Below are 20854 nucleotides of genomic sequence, written 5' to 3' on the forward strand. Positions count from 1 at the left end.
GTTTTTAACCAAACTTTTTATAAGTTTGAGGAAACAATCAAGCAAAAAATGTTCGAAAAGCTATTCAGAAAAAAATCTATTTCCAAGATATTACATGATGCGGCAAAAGGCTATGGCGACCATGAAAATACACTACATAAAACACTCGGTGTTCGCGATTTAACAGCATTTGGAATTGCAGCAATTATTGGAGCAGGAATTTTTAGTACGATTGGAAAGGCAAGTGCAGATGGCGGTCCGGCGGTAATCTTTTTATTTATTTTTACAGCAGTTGCCTGTAGTTTTGCAGCTTTTGCTTACGCAGAGTTTGCCTCTATGGTTCCGGTTTCGGGCAGTGCTTACACCTATTCTTACGTAGCTTTTGGGGAATTAGTGGCCTGGATAATTGGGTGGTCGCTTATTATGGAATATTCCATCGGTAACATCACAGTTGCCATATCCTGGTCTGATTACTTTACCGGATTACTTTCTACCATAAAAATACCTCCCCTTGGCATAGATGGAATCCATGTACCCGACTGGATGACAATGGATTACTTAAGTGCCTATAACGGACATAAACATGCAGAAGCATTATTGGCAGCTGGCAAAAACCTTGCTGATTTAGATTCAGCTACAGCTTTGGCCAATAATGCATGGCTTACGGCACCAACAATAGGAAGTTTTCACATTGTTGCAGATATTCCTGCTTTGGGCATTATCATTTTGATTACCTGGTTAATTTATCGCGGTATGAAAGAAAGTCGCAATGCCAGCAATGCCATGGTTGTTGTTAAGCTTGCCGTAATTCTGTTGGTTTTAGCTGTTGGTATTTTTTATGTGGATACAAAAAACTGGAATCCGTTTGCACCGAACGGTGTTGCAGGCGTTTTAAAAGGTGTTTCAGCAGTGTTTTTTGCTTATATCGGGTTTGATGCCATTTCTACTACAGCCGAAGAATGTAAAAACCCACAGCGCGATTTACCACGCGGAATGATGTGGGCAATTATTGTGTGTACCATACTTTATGTTGCTATTGCGTTAGTTTTAACCGGCATCGTTAAATCTGATACACTGGCTGTAGGCGATCCGCTTGCATTTGTTTTCGATCAGATTAATTTGAAACTAATGAGTGGTATTATTGCTGTAAGTGCAGTTTTTGCCATGGCCAGTGTACTTTTGGTGTTTCAGATGGGACAACCCCGCATATGGATGAGCATGAGCAGAGATGGATTATTACCGAAATCGTTTTCAAAAATCCATCCAAAGTATAAAACACCTTCTTTTGCAACCATTGTAGTTGGTTTCGTTGTAGCCGTTCCATCGTTGTTTATGAACCTTACTATTGTTACCGATCTTTGTTCGATAGGAACACTTTTCGCCTTCGTATTGGTTTGTGCTGGTGTTTTGGTGTTACAGAACAGGCCTGATGTACAAAGAGGAAAATTTAAAATCCCTTACGTAAACAGTAAATTTATTATCCCGATTGCCTTAATTGCTACAATTATTTTTGCCTTTGCAAAATATGGAAAGGAGACAAAAGCATTCTTTTTTAATTCTCCTAAAACAATCCAAACGGTAAGTTTTGTAACTTCTTTGAGTGGCGGTGAGCTTAAAATTGTTAAAGAAGAAATCGTAAAAAATGCAGCTCCGCAAATTATCCTGGCAGATAAAGTTGATGCAGAATCGTATTTAAGTGCACTACCTGCTGATCGTTACGAGCAATTTATTTCAGCATCCAAAATACCTGTTGAGAAGAAATACGAAAGTGGCTGGGGTTTATTTAAACACAAGATACCCATGTGGATTTTCTTAATCATTTGCGTAGTGATTACCTATTACTGTATCACTAAAAACTTATCCTTAATCCCTGTTTTAGGATTGATCAGCTGCTTGTATATGATGTGCGAACTTGGTATTTCAAACTGGATTGGATTCGGCATCTGGCTGGTTGTTGGCTTGGTTGTTTACTTTGCTTATGGCTACAGGCATAGTAAATTAGCAAATCCGGAGGTTTAGGATTATGAAATACAACCCTTTAATACATCATCGGCGATCGATCAGGTTAAAGGGTTACGATTATTCAAAAGCTGGAGCTTATTTCATTACAATCTGCTGTGAAGATAGAATCCATAGATTTGGAAAAGTTGAAGGCGATGAAATGATCTTAAATCAATCTGGAACTATTGCTTACAACGAATGGATTAATTTATCTGATAGATATTCAAATTTCGAACTCGATGTATTTCAGATTATGCCGAATCATATGCACGGCATAATAGTATTGTCTGATCTAAATGCGGTCGGGGCTACCCTTGCGGTCGCACATGAAGAAAACGAGCTAACAAAGGCGACCGCAAGGGTAGCCCCGACTATTGCCAACATCGTTGGTGCATATAAATCAATAGTTTCGAATGGATGTCTGCAATTATTCAAATCGCACGATAAAACAATGGGCAGGTTATGGCAGCGGAATTACTACGAGCACATCATCCGTGATGAAAGAGCCTATCAAAACATCTCAAATTACATCATCAACAATCCCAGCAAATGGAGCAAAGATAAATTCCATTTATAAAACAAAATCCACTTTCTTTAGCAGAAAGAGGATTCAATTTTATTTTTTCTTTACAAAAGCCATGGCAGTTATCACTATTAGCCCTAAACCAGAGGCAATCATATAACTATTGCCATGATTGAGGTGGTATATTTTTGCAATAGGCCCCGCTATAAATAAGCAGATTCCCAATATCAAAATCGCCCTTCTCATTTGTTAAACCGGCAATCTATGCAATTCGATATCATCAGGTGTAACAAAAATCAATGGAACTTTTTCAACATCCACATAACTGCTATCCAATCCGAAACTCCGCTCTTCAGACAAGCTTAATTTCTTAAGGATAAAGTAATAATCCATAATCTGACGCTCATAAAAACTCAACTTAGTGAATTTAGATAAATGTTTTTCTAAGAGTACAAACCTGAAATCCCCTGCAATCTTATGTTTATTTAATGAAGTGTACTGACTTGTAATGTCTATTTCACCATTTTTTACCAGTTCTTCAACCACCTTACGGTATAATAAATTTACACGTTGCTCTACCCTAAATCCTAACCTAAAATCAATTCGTATCAGTTTGCCTGGAATCAGGAATTCAACTTTATAATCTAATGTATAAGGCTCATCCATTACATCAACGTGTACCAACCAGTATACATCGGCACGTTTTGGCTCCTTTTGAATAATGGAATAAATAATTTTCGATTCAATTTCAGTTTTAAAATTAGCACTTGTTAAATAAACAAGTTGAGATGAATACTTCGGCACTGATTCATCATTACTGAGTTCACTTAAAATTTCGTAATAATCTTCAATCTCAACATATTTTACAAACCTGTTTTTAATCTTACGGGCCACAAACCAACTCCACATTACCGTAAAAAGTGCCGAACCAATCAGTACAGTTAACCAGCCTCCATCAAAAAACTTGTGCAGGTTACTGAAAAGAAAAGTACCTTCAATAATTACATAAACCGAGATGAAAATAGCGATAAGGTATTTAGGGAAACGCCTGCTTCTTAAATAAACACTAACTAAAATTGTGGTCATCAACATTGCTATGGTAATCGAAAGACCATAGGCGGCGTCCATTTTGGAGGATTCTTTCCAGAAAAAAACGATGCTACAGCAGCCTAACCAAAGCATCCAGTTGATAGATGGCACATACAATTGACCCTTCTGTACTGAAGGATAAACAATTTTAATCTTCGGCCAAAGGTTTAAGCGAACGGCCTCTGAGATTAAGGTAAACGAACCGCTAATTAAAGCCTGACTTGCAATAACCGCAGCCATAGTTGCCAGAATTACCATTGGAACCTGGAAATGACTTGAAATGATCTGAAAGAAAGGATTCATTTTTGAACTCGGAATGAAAGTACTTTCATTCTGCAAGATCCATACACCTTGCCCTAAATAATTCAAAATCAGGGTTAATTTCACAAAAATCCAGCTGATTCTGATATTGTTACGCCCGCAGTGTCCTAAATCCGAATAGAGTGCCTCAGCTCCTGTTGTACAGAGAAAAACACCTCCCAAAATAATAAATGCCTTACTATTGGTAGCCAGTAAATGTACGGCATAGTATGGATTAAGTGCCTTTAAGATGCTAAAATCCTTAATAATGAATAAAAGTCCGGCTATACCCAAAACAGTAAACCAAACAAACATAACCGGACCAAAAAGCTTTCCAACCAGGTTTGTTCCAAACTGCTGAATAATGAAAAGAACAGTTAAAATTGCGATTACTACAGGAACAACAGGTATATCAAACTTATTGGTTAAGCCCTCTATTGCCGATGTAACGGTAATACTTGGGGTAATTACGCCATCAGCAAGCAGCGCACAGCCACCAACAACTGCTGGTACAATTAGCCATTTAGCCTTTTTTCTTACCAAAGAAAATAAAGAAAATATTCCCCCCTCTCCTTTGTTATCGGCCCTTAAGGTAATAATTACGTATTTAATGGTAGTCTGCAGGGTAAGCGTCCAGATGATGCAGGAAAGTACGCCAAGAACAACATCAGTAGTAATCGATCCCGGATTTCCTACAAGACCTTCTTTTACGCCTAATATGCTTGTAAAAATTGCATTGAGTGTGTATAGAGGTGATGTACCAATGTCACCGAACACAATACCTAAACTAATTAGTACACCGCCGGCGGTTAACGCGTTGACATTTTTATGATTTGACACTTCGTTGATTATTTTAGTGCGGCAAAAGTAAACTAACTATAACAATTTAACAACCAAATTATTGTGTATTTTTAACACTATGAAAATTAAATATTATTGTTAAATTGTGTTAAATTATGGCTTTTAAACAAAATGTTTAATTTCTTTGTTTTAAATTAATACATTTGCTATACCAATTTGATGAAACTCTACGCTAAGATAACGTTCCTCACAAAACTAGCTTGCACATTGTGCATCTTGCTGCTATGCGGAATAAATTCTTGGGCGCAACAAGCTGATAGTATTCACATTAGCTTAAAAAACAGAACCAAAAAAGTTAATAAAATTCCCGAAATTAAGGCAAACATCACCCCTTACAAACCACTTTATATGTCTATCGGTGGTTCAGGAATGTTTAACACCTACTCCACAACTCCAAAAAACACAACGGTTGCAGCAAAAGATAAATTGCTTACCATCGTAAAAATATATCCAAACCCGGTAGAAGATCAGTTAAATATTATCTTATCAATTGGTAAAGATGGTACACAAACCACAATAAAAATTATCGATTTATTGGGCAATGAAGTAGCTACCCTGGCAAACGAACGCTTAAATGCTGGCGAACAAACCAAAAGTTTCGTCATTCCGAACAGAATAAACCCTGGTATTTACTTTTTAAGGGTTATCGCAGGGTCAGAAAGCCAGGTAAAACGCATCTCAGTTTTATAAGCCCATTTTCTTTTCTATTTTTGATTGATGCGGATTTAAAAACCGCTTATTTAATCATATTTCATATACTTAATAATGAAGATCATCGCCATTGGCAGAAATTATGCCGAACATGCAAAAGAACTTAACAATCCAGTTCCAACCACACCGGTAATTTTCTTGAAACCTGATACAGCAGTTTTAAAAGACAATAAACCTTTCTATTTACCCGATTTTTCTGATGATGTTCATTACGAACTCGAAGTGGTTTTAAAAATCTGTAAGGAAGGAAAACACATTGCCGAAAAATTTGCCGCCAATTATTATGATGAAGTGGGTTTAGGTATCGATTTTACCGCACGCGATATTCAGGCAAAACACAAAGAAAAAGGTTTGCCCTGGGAACTTGCCAAAGCATTTGATAACTCTGCGCCAATCAGTATTTTTCTTCCTAAAACCGATTTCGAAGATCTTTACAATTTAAATTTCGAGCTGAAAATTAATGGAGAAAGCCGCCAGATTGGGCATACTAAAGATTTACTATTCTCGTTCGAGAAGATAATCAGCTTTGTTTCCCAATACATCACCTTAAAAAAAGGCGATTTAATTTTCACCGGAACACCCCAGGGAGTAGGCAAAACAAACAGAGGCGACAAATTAGAAGCCTGGTTGGAAGGAAAGCAACTTTTAAATTTTGATGTAAAGTAACGAATGATTAAAAACCCGATCCACTACAAGTTAAAATTATCCGTTTCAATTTGCCTTTTATTTGTCTCAATTGGTGTTCAGGCACAACAAATTTTCAGTACGAATAAATATCCGATTACCGATTTCAGGCAACCGCTTGATATTACCCCTCCTGCCCTTGCAGGCTCGTTCGGTGAAATACGGGGTAACCATTTTCATTCCGGTATTGATTTTAGAACCAACCAGCGCGAAGGTTATCCTGTTTATGCTGTAGCCGATGGATACATTTCGAGGTTAAGGGTGCAGAACAGTGGCTTCGGACAGGCCCTGTACATCAATCATCCCAATGGTTTTACTACCGTTTATGGTCACCTACAGCGATTTGCCCCTAAAATTGCCACGATTGTTAAAAACCTTGAATACGAAAAAAAATCATTCGAGATTGATGAATTTCCCGATGCTACTTTAATCCCTGTACATAAAGGCGAAATTATTGCCTGGTCTGGTAACCGTGGAAGTTCGGGCGGTCCGCATTTACATTTCGAAATTCGTGATACCAAAACAGAAGAAACTATAAATCCGCAGTTTTTCGGAATCATCATTCCTGATAACATTCCGCCTGTGATCCATGGTTTATATGTTTATCGCCTAAATGGCAAAACTTTTAATGAATCTACTCCAAAACAGGCTATCGGTATTACCGGCACAAACGGCAGTTACAAAACCACCGCGCCCCTCAGTTTAACCGGAGAGGTTGGCTTTGGTATTGTAGTAACTGATCGGCATAATGGCTTATCGGGCACAAACGGAGTATATTCTATTCAATTAGAGGTTGATGGTAAAAAAGTTTACACTTCGGCTTTAGAGCGTTTTGCTTTTGAAGATAGTAAAGCCATTAACTCACACATTGATTACCCAACCTATTTAAATACCAAAAGAAGTATCCAAAAAAGTTTTGTAGAGCCTGGTAATCCCTTAAAAATTTATAGTGGTTTGGTAAATAGCGGCAGAATCAATTTTAATGATGGAGCCTCACATCAAGTGCGTTATATTATTACCGATTCAAAGGGAAATTCATCGGTATTGCCATTTACTGTTAATGCTGGCTCAGCACCCATTGTAAATCCGGTTATTCCTCCTGGAATAATTTACCCTTATAATAAAGTAAACGAATTTAATACTGATGATATTAAGGTGGTTTTTCCGCTCGGAACATTATATAGCGATTTAAATTTCACCTATAAAAAGCTGCCTAAACCTGCAGGAAATGCCTGGTCGGCTGTGCATCAGATTCATAATCGTTATACTCCACTGAATATCGGTTTTGAAATTTCCATCAAGGCAGATAATCTTCCCGAATACCTGAAAAGCAAGGCTCTGATCGTAAATTCGAATGGATCGTCACAAGGTGGTTTTTTCGAAAACGGCTATGTTAAGGCAACTCCTAAAAACTTTGGGAGCTTTTATATTGCTACCGATACCGTTGCACCTCGAATTGTGCCGGTAAACATTGCCCAGGGTAAAAGCATGGCTGGTTTATCGAAGATATTTTTTAAAATAAGTGATAACCTGTCTGGCATTAAAAGTTTTAATGGTTACATTGATGGCAAATGGGTTTTAATGGAATTCGATACTAAAACAGCAACCCTTTGGCACAGTTTCGATGAAAGGACAGCATCTGGCAAACATACGCTTGATTTAGTTGTGGTGGATATGAAAGAAAATTCGCGAAAATATACAGCGGAATTTTCCAGATAATAAGTAAAAACAATTAAAATGCCTCAAAGTGTCATATTTTAAACAATGATAAACACATTTATAAGTTAACTGTTTAAATTGCACGTGGCACAAGGCATTCAATAATTAAAGCATTCAAAATTCAATCATTATATATATGGCAGAGTTAAAAGAGGGTGATCAGGCACCTGCAATTACATCAAAAGATCAGAATGGCATCGAGGTATCTTTAAACGATTATAAAGGCAAAACTGTTGTGCTTTATTTTTACCCTAAAGATGATACCCCGGGCTGCACAGCAGAAGCCTGCGATTTTAGAGATAACTATCAGGGCTTACAGGCGCAAGGTATTGTGGTTTTAGGTGTAAGTGTTGATGATGAAAAATCGCACCATAAATTTGTAACCAAACATAACTTACCCTTTACTTTACTTGCTGATACCGATCAGAAAATTGTAAATGACTATGGTGTTTGGGCGGAGAAAAACATGTATGGCAAAAAATACATGGGTACCGTACGGACCACATTTATTATTGATGGTGAAGGCAAAATTGCTCATATTATCAAAAAGGTTGACACTAAAAACTCAACACAGCAAGTACTCGATTTAATTAATAACTAATTATGATATAGCGGGTAAAATATTACCTTTGCTATGTAACAACAACCTCTTATTTTAATGAAACATACAATTAAAGAGCTAGAAGATATTGCCTCTCAAATCAGACGAGATATCGTAAGAATGGTTCACGGATGTCAATCTGGCCACCCAGGTGGTTCATTGGGTTGCGCCGATTTTTTTACCGCACTATATTTTGAAGTCTTAAACCACAATAAGGATTTCACTATGGACGGGATTGGCGAAGATTTATTCTTCCTATCTAACGGTCACATTTCTCCAGTTTGGTACAGTACACTTGCACATGCAGGTTATTTCGATAAAAGTGAATTGGCAACTTTCCGTAAGCTGGATTCGAGGTTACAGGGCCACCCAACCACTCACGAGCATTTACCGGGTATCCGCGTAGCATCTGGCTCATTAGGGCAAGGAATGTCTGTAGCCATTGGTGCTGCCTTAACTAAAAGATTAAATAAAGATAATTCGTACGTGTTTACTTTACACGGTGATGGCGAATTACAAGAAGGCCAGAACTGGGAAGCGGCAATGTTTGCTCCTTTCCACGAGTTAGACCGCTTAATCTGCAGTGTGGATTACAACGGTCAGCAAATTGACGGGCCAACTAAAAAAGTACTTTCGCTGGATAGTTTACAGGCAAAATTTGAAGCTTTTGGATGGCATGTAATCAATACTGATGGTAATGATATGCAATCGATCGTTGAAGGCTTACATTATGCCAAAACATTAACAGGAAAAGGCAAACCGATTTTAAATTTAATGAGCACACAAATGGGTGCTGGTGTAGATTATATGATGGGTTCGCATAAGTGGCATGGTACAGCACCAAATGATGAGCAATTGGCTTTGGCTTTGGCACAGTTACCAGAAACTTTAGGGGATTATTAACCCCCTTACCCCCTGAAGGGGGAGTAAATAACTTTTAATTTTAACTACAAATAAAGCCCCTTTAGGGGTTTGGGGTATGAAAAAATATACATATACAGAAAAAAAAGATACACGTTCGGGTTTTGGTGCTGGCTTACATGAAGCTGGTAAGAAAAACGAAAATGTAGTTGCCTTATGTGCCGATTTAGTTGGATCGCTTAAAATGGATGCTTTTATTAAAGATTTTCCTGAGCGTTTTACACAGGTTGGTATTGCAGAAGCAAACATGATCGGTATTGCAGCGGGTATGACAATTGGTGGCAAAATCCCTTTTACAGGTACATTTGCCAATTTCTCAACTGGTCGTGTTTACGATCAGATCCGCCAATCGGTAGCTTATTCTAACAAAAATGTTAAAATTTGCGCATCTCACGCGGGTTTAACCCTTGGCGAGGATGGTGCTACCCACCAGATTTTGGAAGATATTGGTTTAATGAAAATGTTACCGGGCATGGTAGTGATCAATCCTTGTGATTATAACCAAACCAAAGCAGCAACTTTAGCCATTGCAGAATACGAAGGACCGGTTTATTTACGTTTCGGCCGTCCGGTAATTCCTGTATTTACAGATCCTGATCAAAAATTCGAGATCGGTAAAGCATGGATGGTAAACGAAGGAACAGATGTAACTATAATTGCTACCGGCCACATGGTTTGGAAAGCAATTGAAGCTGGTGAGAAATTAGCTGAATTGGGCATTGATGCAGAAATTATCAATATCCATACCATTAAACCTTTGGATGATGAAGCAATCTTAACATCTGTTAAAAAAACAGGTTGCGTGGTTACCTGCGAAGAGCATAATAAATTTGGTGGTTTAGGTGAAAGTGTAGCACGTTTGTTGACTACTGAATTGCCAACCCCACAAGAGTTTGTAGCTACAAACGATACTTTTGGGGAAAGCGGAACACCAGATCAGTTAATGTCTAAATATGGTTTAGATGCTATTAACATTGTTGAAGCTGCACAGAAAGTAATTGGCAGAAAAAAATAAAATTTAAATTTAACCAGAAAGGCACCAAGAACACCGAGGATAACCAAAACTTTGTGTACTTAGTGTCTTTGTGGTTTTATAATAATCATAAATGAAACAAGTTGAAGATTCAGAAATTCTTGCACTATTTGCCGTAGAGCGCACGCGAAATGAAGCCTTTAACCTGTTGCTAAAAAAATATCAGCAAAAAATATACTGGCACATCCGCAGATTGGTTTTAAACCACGATGATTGCGACGACCTTTTGCAGGAGGTATTTGTTAAAGTTTGGAAAAACCTGGAAAAATTTAGAAGTGATTCTCAGCTCTATACCTGGATTTACCGCATCGCCACCAATGAATCCATTACTTTTCTAAATAAACAAAAGCAGCGCAATAACACGCCTTTAGATGAGGTTTCTGGTGCGCTTGCCGATAACCTCGTTGCTTCATCTTATTTTAACGGAGATAAACTCGAAATTAAACTACAAAAAGCAATTCTTACCCTACCCGAAAAACAACGCATAATTTTTAACATGAAGTATTTTGATGATATGAAGTATGAAGAGATTTCTGAAGTACTCGGTACATCTGTAGGTGCATTAAAAGCGTCATTTCATATTGCTGCAAAAAAAATTGAAGCTTTTATTACAAATGATGAAATAGACTATTAAACCTTTTCCCTTTAATTGAATCATATATCTGTGATGAACGAAAATATAGAAAATAACGATTGGATAAATGAAGCTCCTACCCTTGCGGCAATGGGGAAACGTAATCCATTCTCTGTTCCTGATGGATATTTCGAAAATTGTGATGAGGCCATTTCTTCTGCTGTTTATTTTGATCAGTTAAAACAGAAAACCAGCAACAATAATTTTGAAGTTCCGCAGAATTATTTCGAAGATTTAACGGAACGGATACAAACCAGGATTGCCATTGAAGCATTGCCAAAAGCAGAAAATGCATTTACAGTGCCAGAAAATTATTTCGATACTTTACAAACTAGGATTTCAAACAGAATTGCGGTAGCAGAGCCTAAAAAAGAAGCTAAAGTTATCCCTCTATGGAGACGCAGCCTAGTTAAATACGCAAGTGCAGCGTGTTTTTTGTTAATGGCATCATTTGGCATTTATTTCTACCAAAATAGTACCACTGCAACCGTTATGCAAGCGCAATCTGCCGAAGCAGTAAACGAACAATTGTTATATGATATTGATGAAAGCACAATCATCGATCACTTGGAGGCAGAAAATACAACAACATCCAATCTAAAAACTACTTCTGCGTCAGATGCAGAAATGGAAAACTACATCCTGAGCAATTTCTCGTCAAACGATCTTTCTCAGGAATTAAATAATTAATGAAACCATCATGATTAACAATAACAAAAAGCATATCGAAATCATGATAGCTTCATCAAATTTGAAAACAAGAATAAACAGATGAAAATGAAGAATTTACTTTTTGTTGCTTTAATGTTTTTATTACCTACCACCCTTTTGGCACAAAGGCCAAAAGGAGAAGAAATAGAATCACTTAAAATAGCTTTTTTTACTCAAAAATTGGATCTATCACCGGAAGAGGCTAAAATTTTCTGGCCAATTTATAATGATATGCAAGAAGAACAAAGTGCATTGCGTAAAGAGCGCATGCAGAAAATGATTTCTTTCCGCAAAACCACAGAGATTGATAATTTAACCGATGCACAAGTACAAAGTTTAATTACGAGCGAATTCGATTTTAAACAAAAAGACCTTAATCTGGATAAAAAATATTACAACAAACTCAAATCTTCTCTACCGATTAAAGTTGTAGGCAAGTTTTATAGGGCCCAGGAAGGTTTTAAACGGGAGTTGCTCAATAGATTTAAAGGCGGCCAAAGGCAATAAAGAAAAAGACTTACAGTAATGTAGGTCTTTTTTGTTTTAAAGCACTCTATCATTTCCGTACTTTTGTACCATGCTTACCCAACGTCAGTTGTTTTTACAACACAATGCACAAACCTCTCCTGAACCACTTATGCTCGAATTTGTAAGGGCTAAAGGTGTTTATATATACGATTCTGCCGATAAAAAACATTTAGATCTAATTGCCGGTATCGGTGTTAGCAATGTAGGCCATTGCCATCCGGCTGTGGTTAAGGCAATCCAGGAGCAGGCAGAAACCTATATGCACCTGATGGTTTATGGCGAATATGTACAAACGCCTCAGGTAAATTTTGCTAAAGCACTTGCCGATATTTTACCAGAAAGTTTAAGTTGTACCTACTTTTTAAACTCGGGTACAGAATCTGTAGAAGGTGCAATGAAACTGGCCAAACGCTATACCGGCCGCAAAGGTTTTATTGCTTGCAAAAATGCTTACCATGGCAGCACGCAAGGTGCAGAAAGTTTAATGGAAAGCGATTTCTATTCGTCTGGTTATGGGCCATTTTTGCCTCATGTAAGCTTTATTGAGCACAACAATATTTCTGATCTTGATAAAATCACCACAGAAATTGCCGCTGTATTTATCGAACCCATTCAGGGCGAAGCCGGAATCAGGGTGGCTGATTTAATTTATATGCAAGCCTTGCGTACAAAATGTACTGAAACTGGTACCTTATTAATCTTCGACGAAATACAGTCGGGTTTTGGCAGAAGTGGTAAAATGTTTGCTTTCGAACATTACAATATAGTACCCGATGTTTTACTTTTGGCAAAAGGAATTGGTGGCGGGATGCCAATCGGTGCATTTATCAGTTCGCTGGAGATCATGTCGGTATTATCGCATACACCCATTTTAGGTCACATGACAACGTTTGGCGGTCATCCGGTTTGTTGTGCAGCAGGCTTGGCCACTTTACGCGCCTTGGTCGACAATCATATTGTGGATGAAGTTGAAGAAAAAGGACAAGTATTTAAAAAGTTGCTCCAACACCCTGCAATAAAAGAAATAAGGGGAAAAGGGTTGATGCTCGCTGTTGAATTTGAGAATTTTGAGATCAACAAAAAAATTATCGATGCCTGTATCCTCGATGGTGTATTGTCAGATTGGTTTTTACATTGCAGCAACTCCATGCGTATCGCGCCTCCGTTAATTATTACCAAAGAAGAAATTGAAGAAGCATGTGCGATCATCTTAAAAAATATTAACTTAGTTGCAGGGTAATGGCATCAATCGAAGCGAAAAAAAGCAGCTAATCTGCTAAGAAAAACATCAATTGTAAAAGCCATAAACCGAAAATTACAAACCGAAAACTGTAACTGAATGAACGTACTTATAGTTGAAGATGAAAAAAGCCTTGCGCTGGAAATGGACGAATTCTTAAGCAAAGAAGGATTTATTGTAGAGCATGCATGGAAAAAATCTTCTGCGGAGGAAAAAATATTTGTAAACAACTACGATTTCATTTTATTGGATTTAGGCTTACCTGATGGAGATGGATTTGATATTTTGAAGCAATTGAAAGCCACTAAAGATCGCGATGATGCTGTAATAATTTTGACCGCCCGTAGTGCTGTAGACGATCGGATTAAGGGACTGGATGAAGGTGCGGATGATTATTTACCTAAACCCTTCTCGTTAAATGAACTTTTAGCAAGGATGCATGCCATTACCCGCCGAAAACACAAGCTGGAGAAAAATGAAATCAACATTCATAACTTTTTACTCAACATACAAAATAGAACGGTTTCTTTTGCAGAAGAAAGATTAAACCTGACCAAAAAAGAATTCGAAATTTTTAACTACCTGGTACTGAATAAAAATCGTGTGGTATCTCGGATGAGTCTTACAGAACATGTTTGGGGCGATATTTTAGAAGTAAACTCTGATTCGAATTTTGTAGATGTGCATGTAAAAAATCTACGCAAAAAACTAGCTGCGGTTAGTCCTACTGATTGGTTTGAAACGGTTAGAAGTATTGGTTACAGAATTAATTGTTAGCCCGTTGGGCAATTGTCAGCTAAAGGAAATAACTAATGGCTAACGAACTAATTAACCAAAATGAAATTACAGGTTAAGTTATCATTATATAATGCGGTAACCAAAATTGCCATCATCCTGGTTTTAGGAGCGATTATTTTGTTTTCGCTGGATAAACTTGCCTACAATCAACTCGATAACCGTTTAATCAAAAAAAAGAATAAAATTATTGAGAACTTAAATGATGATGAAATTGACAGCCTTTTAAATAAAGAACAATCTTTTACCGATTATAACATTTTAAAAGAAGAATTTATCGTTTTAACCGACATACCCGACAATTTACCAGATTCTACAGCTAAAGTATTTACCGAAAAGCGGGAAATTGAAGGCGATATTGAAGTTTACCGCATACTTAACTATAAATTTTCCTACCATACCAACTGGTACAACCTCGAAATTGGGGAAACAATGACCACCCTGCAGTCGATTAAAAATTCGATCCGTTTTTACATGCTCATTGTGCTTGTGGCCGCATTGCTGATTACGCTTGTTACCGATTTTGCCTTTTCTAATTTCCTGCTCAAGCCATTTTACCTGATTATCGATAAAAAAATCAACCTTGTTGACGATCCTTCGCACTACAATTACCAGAATATACCCACCAGCACCGAAGATTTTAAAATTCTTGATAACAGCATCAACTCGTTAATGCGAAAAATAAATACACTTTTTGCGCTAGAAAAACAGTTTATTGCCAACGTTTCGCATGAGTTGCTTACCCCTATCTCAATTTTAAGTACAAGATTTGAGAATATGCTCAATACACCAAATATTCCGGTAGAGCACGAAAATAAAATTTATGCTTCGTTAAAAACATTAAACCGCTTAAAGGTGATCATTAACAGCTTGTTACTCATCTCGAAAGTGGAAAATAATCAATATTTAAAAACCGAAGAAATTAGCCTGAAACAGGAAATTGAAGACATTTACGAAGATTTGGAAGACCGTATTGCAGATAAAAACATCAATTATAGCACCAACTTGAGTAAAGATTTCCATTTTAAAGGCAATAAAGCATTGATTCACACGCTGTTAATTAACATCATTAACAACGCAATTAAATACAATGTTGATGGCGGTACAATTGCAATAACTGATAAAACCGAACTGGAAAAGTACGTATTAACCATTAGTGATACGGGTTCGGGAATGAGTAAGGCCCTTGTTGAAGATGCCTTTGACCGCTTTAAACGAGGAAATACGGACGAAAATGGTTTTGGTTTAGGTTTAGCAATTGTTCAAAGCATTGCCAGGTTTCACAAAATCGAAATCGATATTCAATCTGAAGAACAGAAGGGAACCAGTATTTCATTATATTTTTAAAATGAAATTTCGCTGATAAGCCGATCGGTATCACGTGAAGACAAATTTGTACCTTTGTAATTCATGCTGGCACTAACTTATTTAAAGCGTTTCACACTTTTTACTGCGCTAATTTTACTGTTTTCTGTTTCGGGCTTAAAGGCACAGAAAGTGGTAGAAATGCAGGATTCTGTTACGCAGCACATATTCACCTTTAAAGAAATTGAAGTTTTAGAGGATGCCAGCAATCAATACAATTTCGAAGAGATTAAAAGCAGCGCATTCGATCAGAAATTTAAAGCAAGCCTGAGCAGTACCCCGCAAACCAAACAGCTCAATAAAACATACTGGTTCAGGATAAAGATTAAACAGAACAATCAGGCAGATAAACCGTTTTTACTGGAGTTTTTTGATCAGACTATCGATCATATTACTGCATACATTCCTCAGGATAATCAAAAATACAAGGTTGAAAACCTTGGCGATGCAAACCATTTCGACAAAAGGCTGATTCACCACAAAAACTTCGAAATTCCGTTGCAAAATGATGGAAACGGAACGCAAATCTATTATTTCAAAATCAGTTCCTCACAAATAGCCGATGTAATTGTTGTGCTCAGAACCACCGAATGGTTTATTTCTTATGCCCTTGATGAATATTTTTATTTCGGCATTTTTTATGGAATGATCCTGGTTTTCAGCTTTTACAACCTTATTATGTTTATTGCCATCAGGCAAAAGCAATACCTCTATTATGTGCTCTACAACCTCAGTGTAGGTTTTTTCGAAATGAGTACCGATGGCATTGCCTATCAATATTTGTGGCCCAATAACCCTGCATGGAATCAGGTTGCCTATGCTTTTGCACTATGCGCCACGAGTATTTTTGCACTGCTTTTTACCCGCGAGCTTTTATATGTTAAAGCAAAAGCACCTAAACTCAACCAATTTATTATTACGATTATTGTTTGCAGGATTGTGTTTTTTCTGTACTGCTACATTTTCGATCAAACACTGTTCAGCTATAAGTTTATTGAGGCTGTGCCACTCTCGGTTGCTTTTTTTACCGGCATTTATATCTATAAAAAAGGCTATCAACCTGCCCGCTTCTTTGTTTTGGGCTATAGCTTCCTGTTTGCTGGCTTTACCCTAAAGTTTTTGATCATGCTTGGCATAGGCTGGCTTAATTTTGGGGCAGTTAGTTATTACAGTTTGAGCTTCTGCTTTGTACTCGAAATGATATTTTTATCGTTTGCAATTGGCGATAAAGTACGGATTTTGAAAGTAAAAAAAGATAAAGCACAGCAGAAAATCATCAGACAAATGGCTGAAAATGCCAAACTTAAAGATAGTATTAACCAGGAACTCGAAAGTAAAGTTGAAGAACGTACACGCGAGGTTTACCATAAATCGCTCATCATCGAAAGCAAAAATCAGGCTTTGGAAGAAGCAAATGCTTTGTTACAGCAGCAGGCAGAAGAAATTTCGAGAATGAATGTGTTGTTGGAACATGATAATGAAGAGCTGCAAACAAGTGTAGAAAAGGTTACCAGAGACCGCGTAATGTCTACCGAGGTTGATTTTGAAGAATTTAGTAAAATTTATCCCGACAAAGAAACCTGTTACGAGTTTTTGGCTGAGCTTAAATGGAGCAATGGTTACCATTGCCGGAAGTGCAGCAACGATCATTATTTTAACGGACACATTTTATATAGCCGCCGCTGCAGTAAATGCGGGTATGAAGAATCGGTAACCACTTATACCATTTTCCATAACACCAGGATACCGATTAACAAGGCATTTTACATGATTTTTCTGATTTACTCTTCTAAAGGCAAAATATCTTCTCATAAATTGTCAGAGCTTCTTTCCATCAGGCAAAGTACTTGCTGGACATTCGGATCGCGGATTAAAAAAGTGATGGATGACCGCAAGAAAACTTTGAAAAAAACAACTAAAAACGGCTGGAGTCAGCTCGTAATTGAATAAAACCGAGGTTTTATCAGTCACAAATTTGTTTGTTTTAAGCTTTAATTAAAGAAATTTCTAAGGTATTTAAGCGTATCATTTTCTATCCGTACCTGGCCACATCTTAGCTACTTATGCGCTGATTATCAGGCTTAAAATAGCCATTTAGGCTATGGTATTAAAGCGTATCGAAATCATCACAAAAACCTAAATATCAGATAGTTACATAAAAATTATCAACCAAAACACTTGTATTTAACATTAAATGAGTGTTAACTTTACGGCATAATATTAACAAGAGCAAAAATTATGAGACAAAAGTTTACATTGCTTATAGTGTGTATGCTATGCGGTATCTCTCTGAGTATGGCACAGAATATAACTGTAAAAGGTCTGGTAAAAGACAAACAAGGTTTACCATTACCTGGAGTATCTGTAAAAGTGAAAGGAACTAACCAGGGTGCTTCCACAACAGACAATGGTGCATACAGCATTAGCGCACCTCAAAATGCGACATTAGAATTTACCTTTATTGGTTACAAAACAATTGAAGAAGCAGTTAATAACCGTACAACAGTAAACGTAACATTATCTGATGATAACCAACAATTAAATGAGGTGGTGGTAATTGGATATGGTACTACAACCAAGAAAGATTTAACCACCGCTGTAGTTTCATTATCATCAAAAGATATCGAAAACCAGCCGGTAACCAATCCACTGCAAGCCATTCAAGGTAAAGCTGCTGGTGTGCAGATCAGTTCACAATCAGGAAAGCCAGGGGCAGGTGTTGCAATTACCATTCGTGGTAATACTTCAATTAATGCATCAAATAGCCCTCTTTATGTAATTGATGGTGTTACTTCACGCGATGCAAGTTTTTTAAATCCGACGGATATTGAAAGCTTAACCATTTTAAAAGATGCTTCTGCGGCAGCCATTTATGGATCGAGCGGTGCAAATGGTGTAATTCTGATCACGACCAAAAAAGGTTCGTCTGATAAAATCCGGGCAACATTTAATGCATTTACAGGTTTTTCTAACCTTTGGCAAAAACAGGATGTATTAAATAAAGATCAATACATCGCCCTGATGAAAGAACTTGGTTATGATACACAAGGCCTGGGTAATCAAAATACCGATTGGCAAGATTTAACTTTCGGTACAGGTACTCAAAACAGCTACCAGGCTTCAATTTCAGGCGGAGTTAAAGGTGGTCAATATTCATTATCAACTGGTTATCAACAAGATAAAGGCGTGGTATCACCAGCTAAATTGGATAAATATACCATCCACTTTAATGGCCAGCAAAACATAACCAAATGGTTAAAGCTAACAGGAAATGCTGCAATTACTCAAAGCAACTCAGTAGATGTTAGTGATAATGCCAACGTTGCAAGAGGTGGAACCATTTTATCGGCATTAACTACCCCACCAACCATTGGTATTTATGCTGCAAACGGAACTTATGCCTTTAACCCTTACAAAGGTGGATCAGAAAACCCTGTTGCCAATGCGATGGCAGCAAAAAATAACAATAGAAATTTTCGTTTCTTGGGTGCATTTGCTGCTGAAGTAAAATTTACCCAAAACTTTTCATTCAAATCTAGCATTAGCACAAACAATAACGATAACCGTTATGCTTATTTCTTAGATCCATATTCTACAGATTATGGCAGAACGCAAAAAGGGATTATCAACTCTAACTTTAGTACCGACCACGTTTGGCTAAATGAAAACATTTTAAACTACACCAAAAACTGGGGTAAAAATGCATTTACCGCTACAGGTGGTATGACTTTGCAAGAATCTAAATATTATAAGTTAAATTATAACGAGCAGAATTTCATCGGCCCTAATGGCGAATTATTAGATCGCGGAACGTCAATTCCAGCACAGCTTCCTACAGCTTCTCAATGGTCTAAACGTTCATATTTAGCCCGCTTAACCTATGCTTACGACAGCAAATATTTATTCAGCACAAATTTCAGGGCAGATGGTTCATCACGTTTCGGTCCTGAAAATAAATATGGTTATTTTCCTTCGGCATCGGTTGGATGGAGAATTTCTGGTGAAAATTTCCTAAAAGATGTAAAATCAATCAACGATTTAAAATTAAGGGCAAGCTGGGGTAAGGTAGGTAATGATGAAGGAATTGGAGATTATTCATACCTGGAGCTTTACACACCAACTACTCAAGGTTCTTACGTATTTTCTCAATTGCCAAACCCAGGGTTAAAATGGGAAGAAACCACACAAACCAATATCGGTTTAGATTTATCAATGTTCAACAGTCGCGTGGTTTTTACTGCTGATGCTTATTTGAAAAAAACAAAAGACCTTTTGATTAACCAGCCACTACCAAATTCAATAGGATTTGGAAGTATCGCATCTAACGTTGGTGATATGGAAAACAAAGGTTTGGAGTTTGTTTTAACTACTAAAAACTTTGTTAAAGATAAATTTACATGGACTACCGATATCAACTTTACTTTAAACCGCAATAAAGTAACCAGTTTAGGCGACAAAGTAGGTTCGATTAACTTTGGTGATATTTATGAGCGTGATGCAGCAATTAGAGTGGTTCCGGGCCGTCCGCTGGGCAGTTTCTATGGTTATGTTTCAAATGGTGTTAACCCTCAAACCGGAAATATTGTTTACCAGGATTTAAACGGTGATGGAACAATTGATGCATCCGACAGAACATTTATCGGCTCTGCACAACCGAAATTTACCTATGGTGTAAACAACACTTTTACGTATGGCAACTTTGGTTTAAATTTCTTGTTCCAGGGTGTGCAGGGTAACCAAATGTTTAATGCTTCGAGAATGGAACTGGAAGGAATGAACGATTCGAAAAACCAGTCGGCAGTTGTATTAAACAGATGGACTACTCCAGGACAGATTACCGATGTACCTAAAGCGATAAAAGACAACAGTAGCAATACCTTAACATCCAGCCGTTTTGTAGAGGATGGTTCTTATCTGCGCTTAAAAACAACCACATTATCGTACAATTTTGGCAGCATGGCATTAGGCAAACTTAAAATGAGCAAATTTATGGTTTATGCCAGTGCTTATAACCTGTTAACCTTTACCAATTATTCAGGTTTCGACCCTGAGGTTAACCAAAACTCTGCAAACGGACCATCAATGGGTATCGATTATGGTACTTACCCGCAATCGAGAACTTTCTTATTTGGTGTTAACGTAGGCTTTTAATTCAGACA

Annotated in this window: 17 protein-coding genes; 16 read left to right on the forward strand and 1 reads right to left on the reverse strand. The window is 37.3% G+C overall.

Going from position 1 to position 20854, the window contains the following annotated elements; translation table 11 throughout:
* Positions 1-48 precede the first annotated feature (48 nt).
* Both ASE74_RS18695 and ASE74_RS18700 read left to right on the forward strand, forming a co-directional pair.
* The gene (locus tag ASE74_RS18695; protein ID WP_055912342.1) at positions 49-1998 is read left to right on the forward strand and encodes an amino acid permease; all 1950 of its coding nucleotides are present in this window, start codon (positions 49-51) and stop codon (positions 1996-1998) included.
* A 4-nt stretch (positions 1999-2002) separates the two neighbouring features.
* Positions 2003-2557: a transposase gene (locus tag ASE74_RS18700; protein ID WP_055912344.1), complete on the forward strand. Its 555-nt coding sequence runs from the start codon at positions 2003-2005 to the stop codon at positions 2555-2557.
* 195 nt (positions 2558-2752) lie between these two features.
* Here the strand turns inward: ASE74_RS18700 and ASE74_RS18705 are convergent, their stop codons facing one another.
* Entirely contained in the window at positions 2753-4732 is a 1980-nt protein-coding gene (locus tag ASE74_RS18705; RefSeq protein ID WP_055912346.1) for a KUP/HAK/KT family potassium transporter, read from the reverse strand.
* Positions 4733-4960: 228 nt separating this feature from the next.
* Between ASE74_RS18705 and ASE74_RS18710 the strand changes: the two genes are divergently transcribed.
* The 14 genes from ASE74_RS18710 (at position 4961) to ASE74_RS18775 (ending at position 20846) form a co-directional block, all read left to right on the forward strand.
* Positions 4961-5443 (forward strand): T9SS type A sorting domain-containing protein, encoded by a 483-nt coding sequence (locus ASE74_RS18710; protein ID WP_235526164.1) that lies wholly within the window; start codon positions 4961-4963, stop codon positions 5441-5443.
* A 75-nt stretch (positions 5444-5518) separates the two neighbouring features.
* Positions 5519-6130 carry a fumarylacetoacetate hydrolase family protein gene (locus ASE74_RS18715; RefSeq protein WP_055912352.1) on the forward strand — a complete coding sequence of 204 codons (612 nt, stop codon included), beginning with the start codon at positions 5519-5521 and terminating at the stop codon, positions 6128-6130.
* A gap of 3 nt (positions 6131-6133) precedes the next feature.
* On the forward strand, positions 6134-7867 hold the full coding sequence (locus ASE74_RS18720; protein ID WP_055912354.1) for a M23 family metallopeptidase: 1734 nt from the start codon (positions 6134-6136) through the stop codon (positions 7865-7867).
* A 136-nt stretch (positions 7868-8003) separates the two neighbouring features.
* The gene (bcp, locus tag ASE74_RS18725) at positions 8004-8468 is read left to right on the forward strand and encodes a thioredoxin-dependent thiol peroxidase (RefSeq protein WP_055912357.1); all 465 of its coding nucleotides are present in this window, start codon (positions 8004-8006) and stop codon (positions 8466-8468) included.
* Positions 8469-8525: 57 nt separating this feature from the next.
* Positions 8526-9371, forward strand: coding sequence for a transketolase (locus ASE74_RS18730; RefSeq protein ID WP_055912360.1), 846 nt, complete (start codon positions 8526-8528; stop codon positions 9369-9371).
* A 76-nt stretch (positions 9372-9447) separates the two neighbouring features.
* A complete protein-coding gene (locus tag ASE74_RS18735; RefSeq protein WP_055912362.1) occupies positions 9448-10404 on the forward strand; it encodes a transketolase family protein in 957 nt (318 codons plus the stop codon).
* A gap of 91 nt (positions 10405-10495) precedes the next feature.
* The gene (locus ASE74_RS18740; protein ID WP_055912364.1) at positions 10496-11056 is read left to right on the forward strand and encodes an RNA polymerase sigma factor; all 561 of its coding nucleotides are present in this window, start codon (positions 10496-10498) and stop codon (positions 11054-11056) included.
* Between the two features lie 33 nt (positions 11057-11089).
* On the forward strand, positions 11090-11746 hold the full coding sequence (locus ASE74_RS18745) for a hypothetical protein (RefSeq protein ID WP_055912366.1): 657 nt from the start codon (positions 11090-11092) through the stop codon (positions 11744-11746).
* 87 nt (positions 11747-11833) lie between these two features.
* On the forward strand, positions 11834-12274 hold the full coding sequence (locus tag ASE74_RS18750; RefSeq protein ID WP_055912368.1) for a hypothetical protein: 441 nt from the start codon (positions 11834-11836) through the stop codon (positions 12272-12274).
* Positions 12275-12344: 70 nt separating this feature from the next.
* On the forward strand, positions 12345-13535 hold the full coding sequence (locus tag ASE74_RS18755) for an aspartate aminotransferase family protein (protein WP_055912371.1): 1191 nt from the start codon (positions 12345-12347) through the stop codon (positions 13533-13535).
* Between the two features lie 99 nt (positions 13536-13634).
* Positions 13635-14312 carry a response regulator transcription factor gene (locus ASE74_RS18760; protein ID WP_055912373.1) on the forward strand — a complete coding sequence of 226 codons (678 nt, stop codon included), beginning with the start codon at positions 13635-13637 and terminating at the stop codon, positions 14310-14312.
* Between the two features lie 60 nt (positions 14313-14372).
* A complete protein-coding gene (locus ASE74_RS18765; RefSeq protein WP_055912375.1) occupies positions 14373-15677 on the forward strand; it encodes a HAMP domain-containing sensor histidine kinase in 1305 nt (434 codons plus the stop codon).
* A 63-nt stretch (positions 15678-15740) separates the two neighbouring features.
* The gene (locus ASE74_RS18770; protein WP_055912377.1) at positions 15741-17645 is read left to right on the forward strand and encodes a 7TM diverse intracellular signaling domain-containing protein; all 1905 of its coding nucleotides are present in this window, start codon (positions 15741-15743) and stop codon (positions 17643-17645) included.
* Between the two features lie 345 nt (positions 17646-17990).
* Positions 17991-20846, forward strand: coding sequence for a TonB-dependent receptor (locus ASE74_RS18775; protein ID WP_235526165.1), 2856 nt, complete (start codon positions 17991-17993; stop codon positions 20844-20846).
* The last annotated feature ends 8 nt before the right edge of the window (positions 20847-20854 follow it).

Source organism: Pedobacter sp. Leaf216 (genome assembly GCF_001421515.1).
GTDB lineage: Bacteria > Bacteroidota > Bacteroidia > Sphingobacteriales > Sphingobacteriaceae > Pedobacter.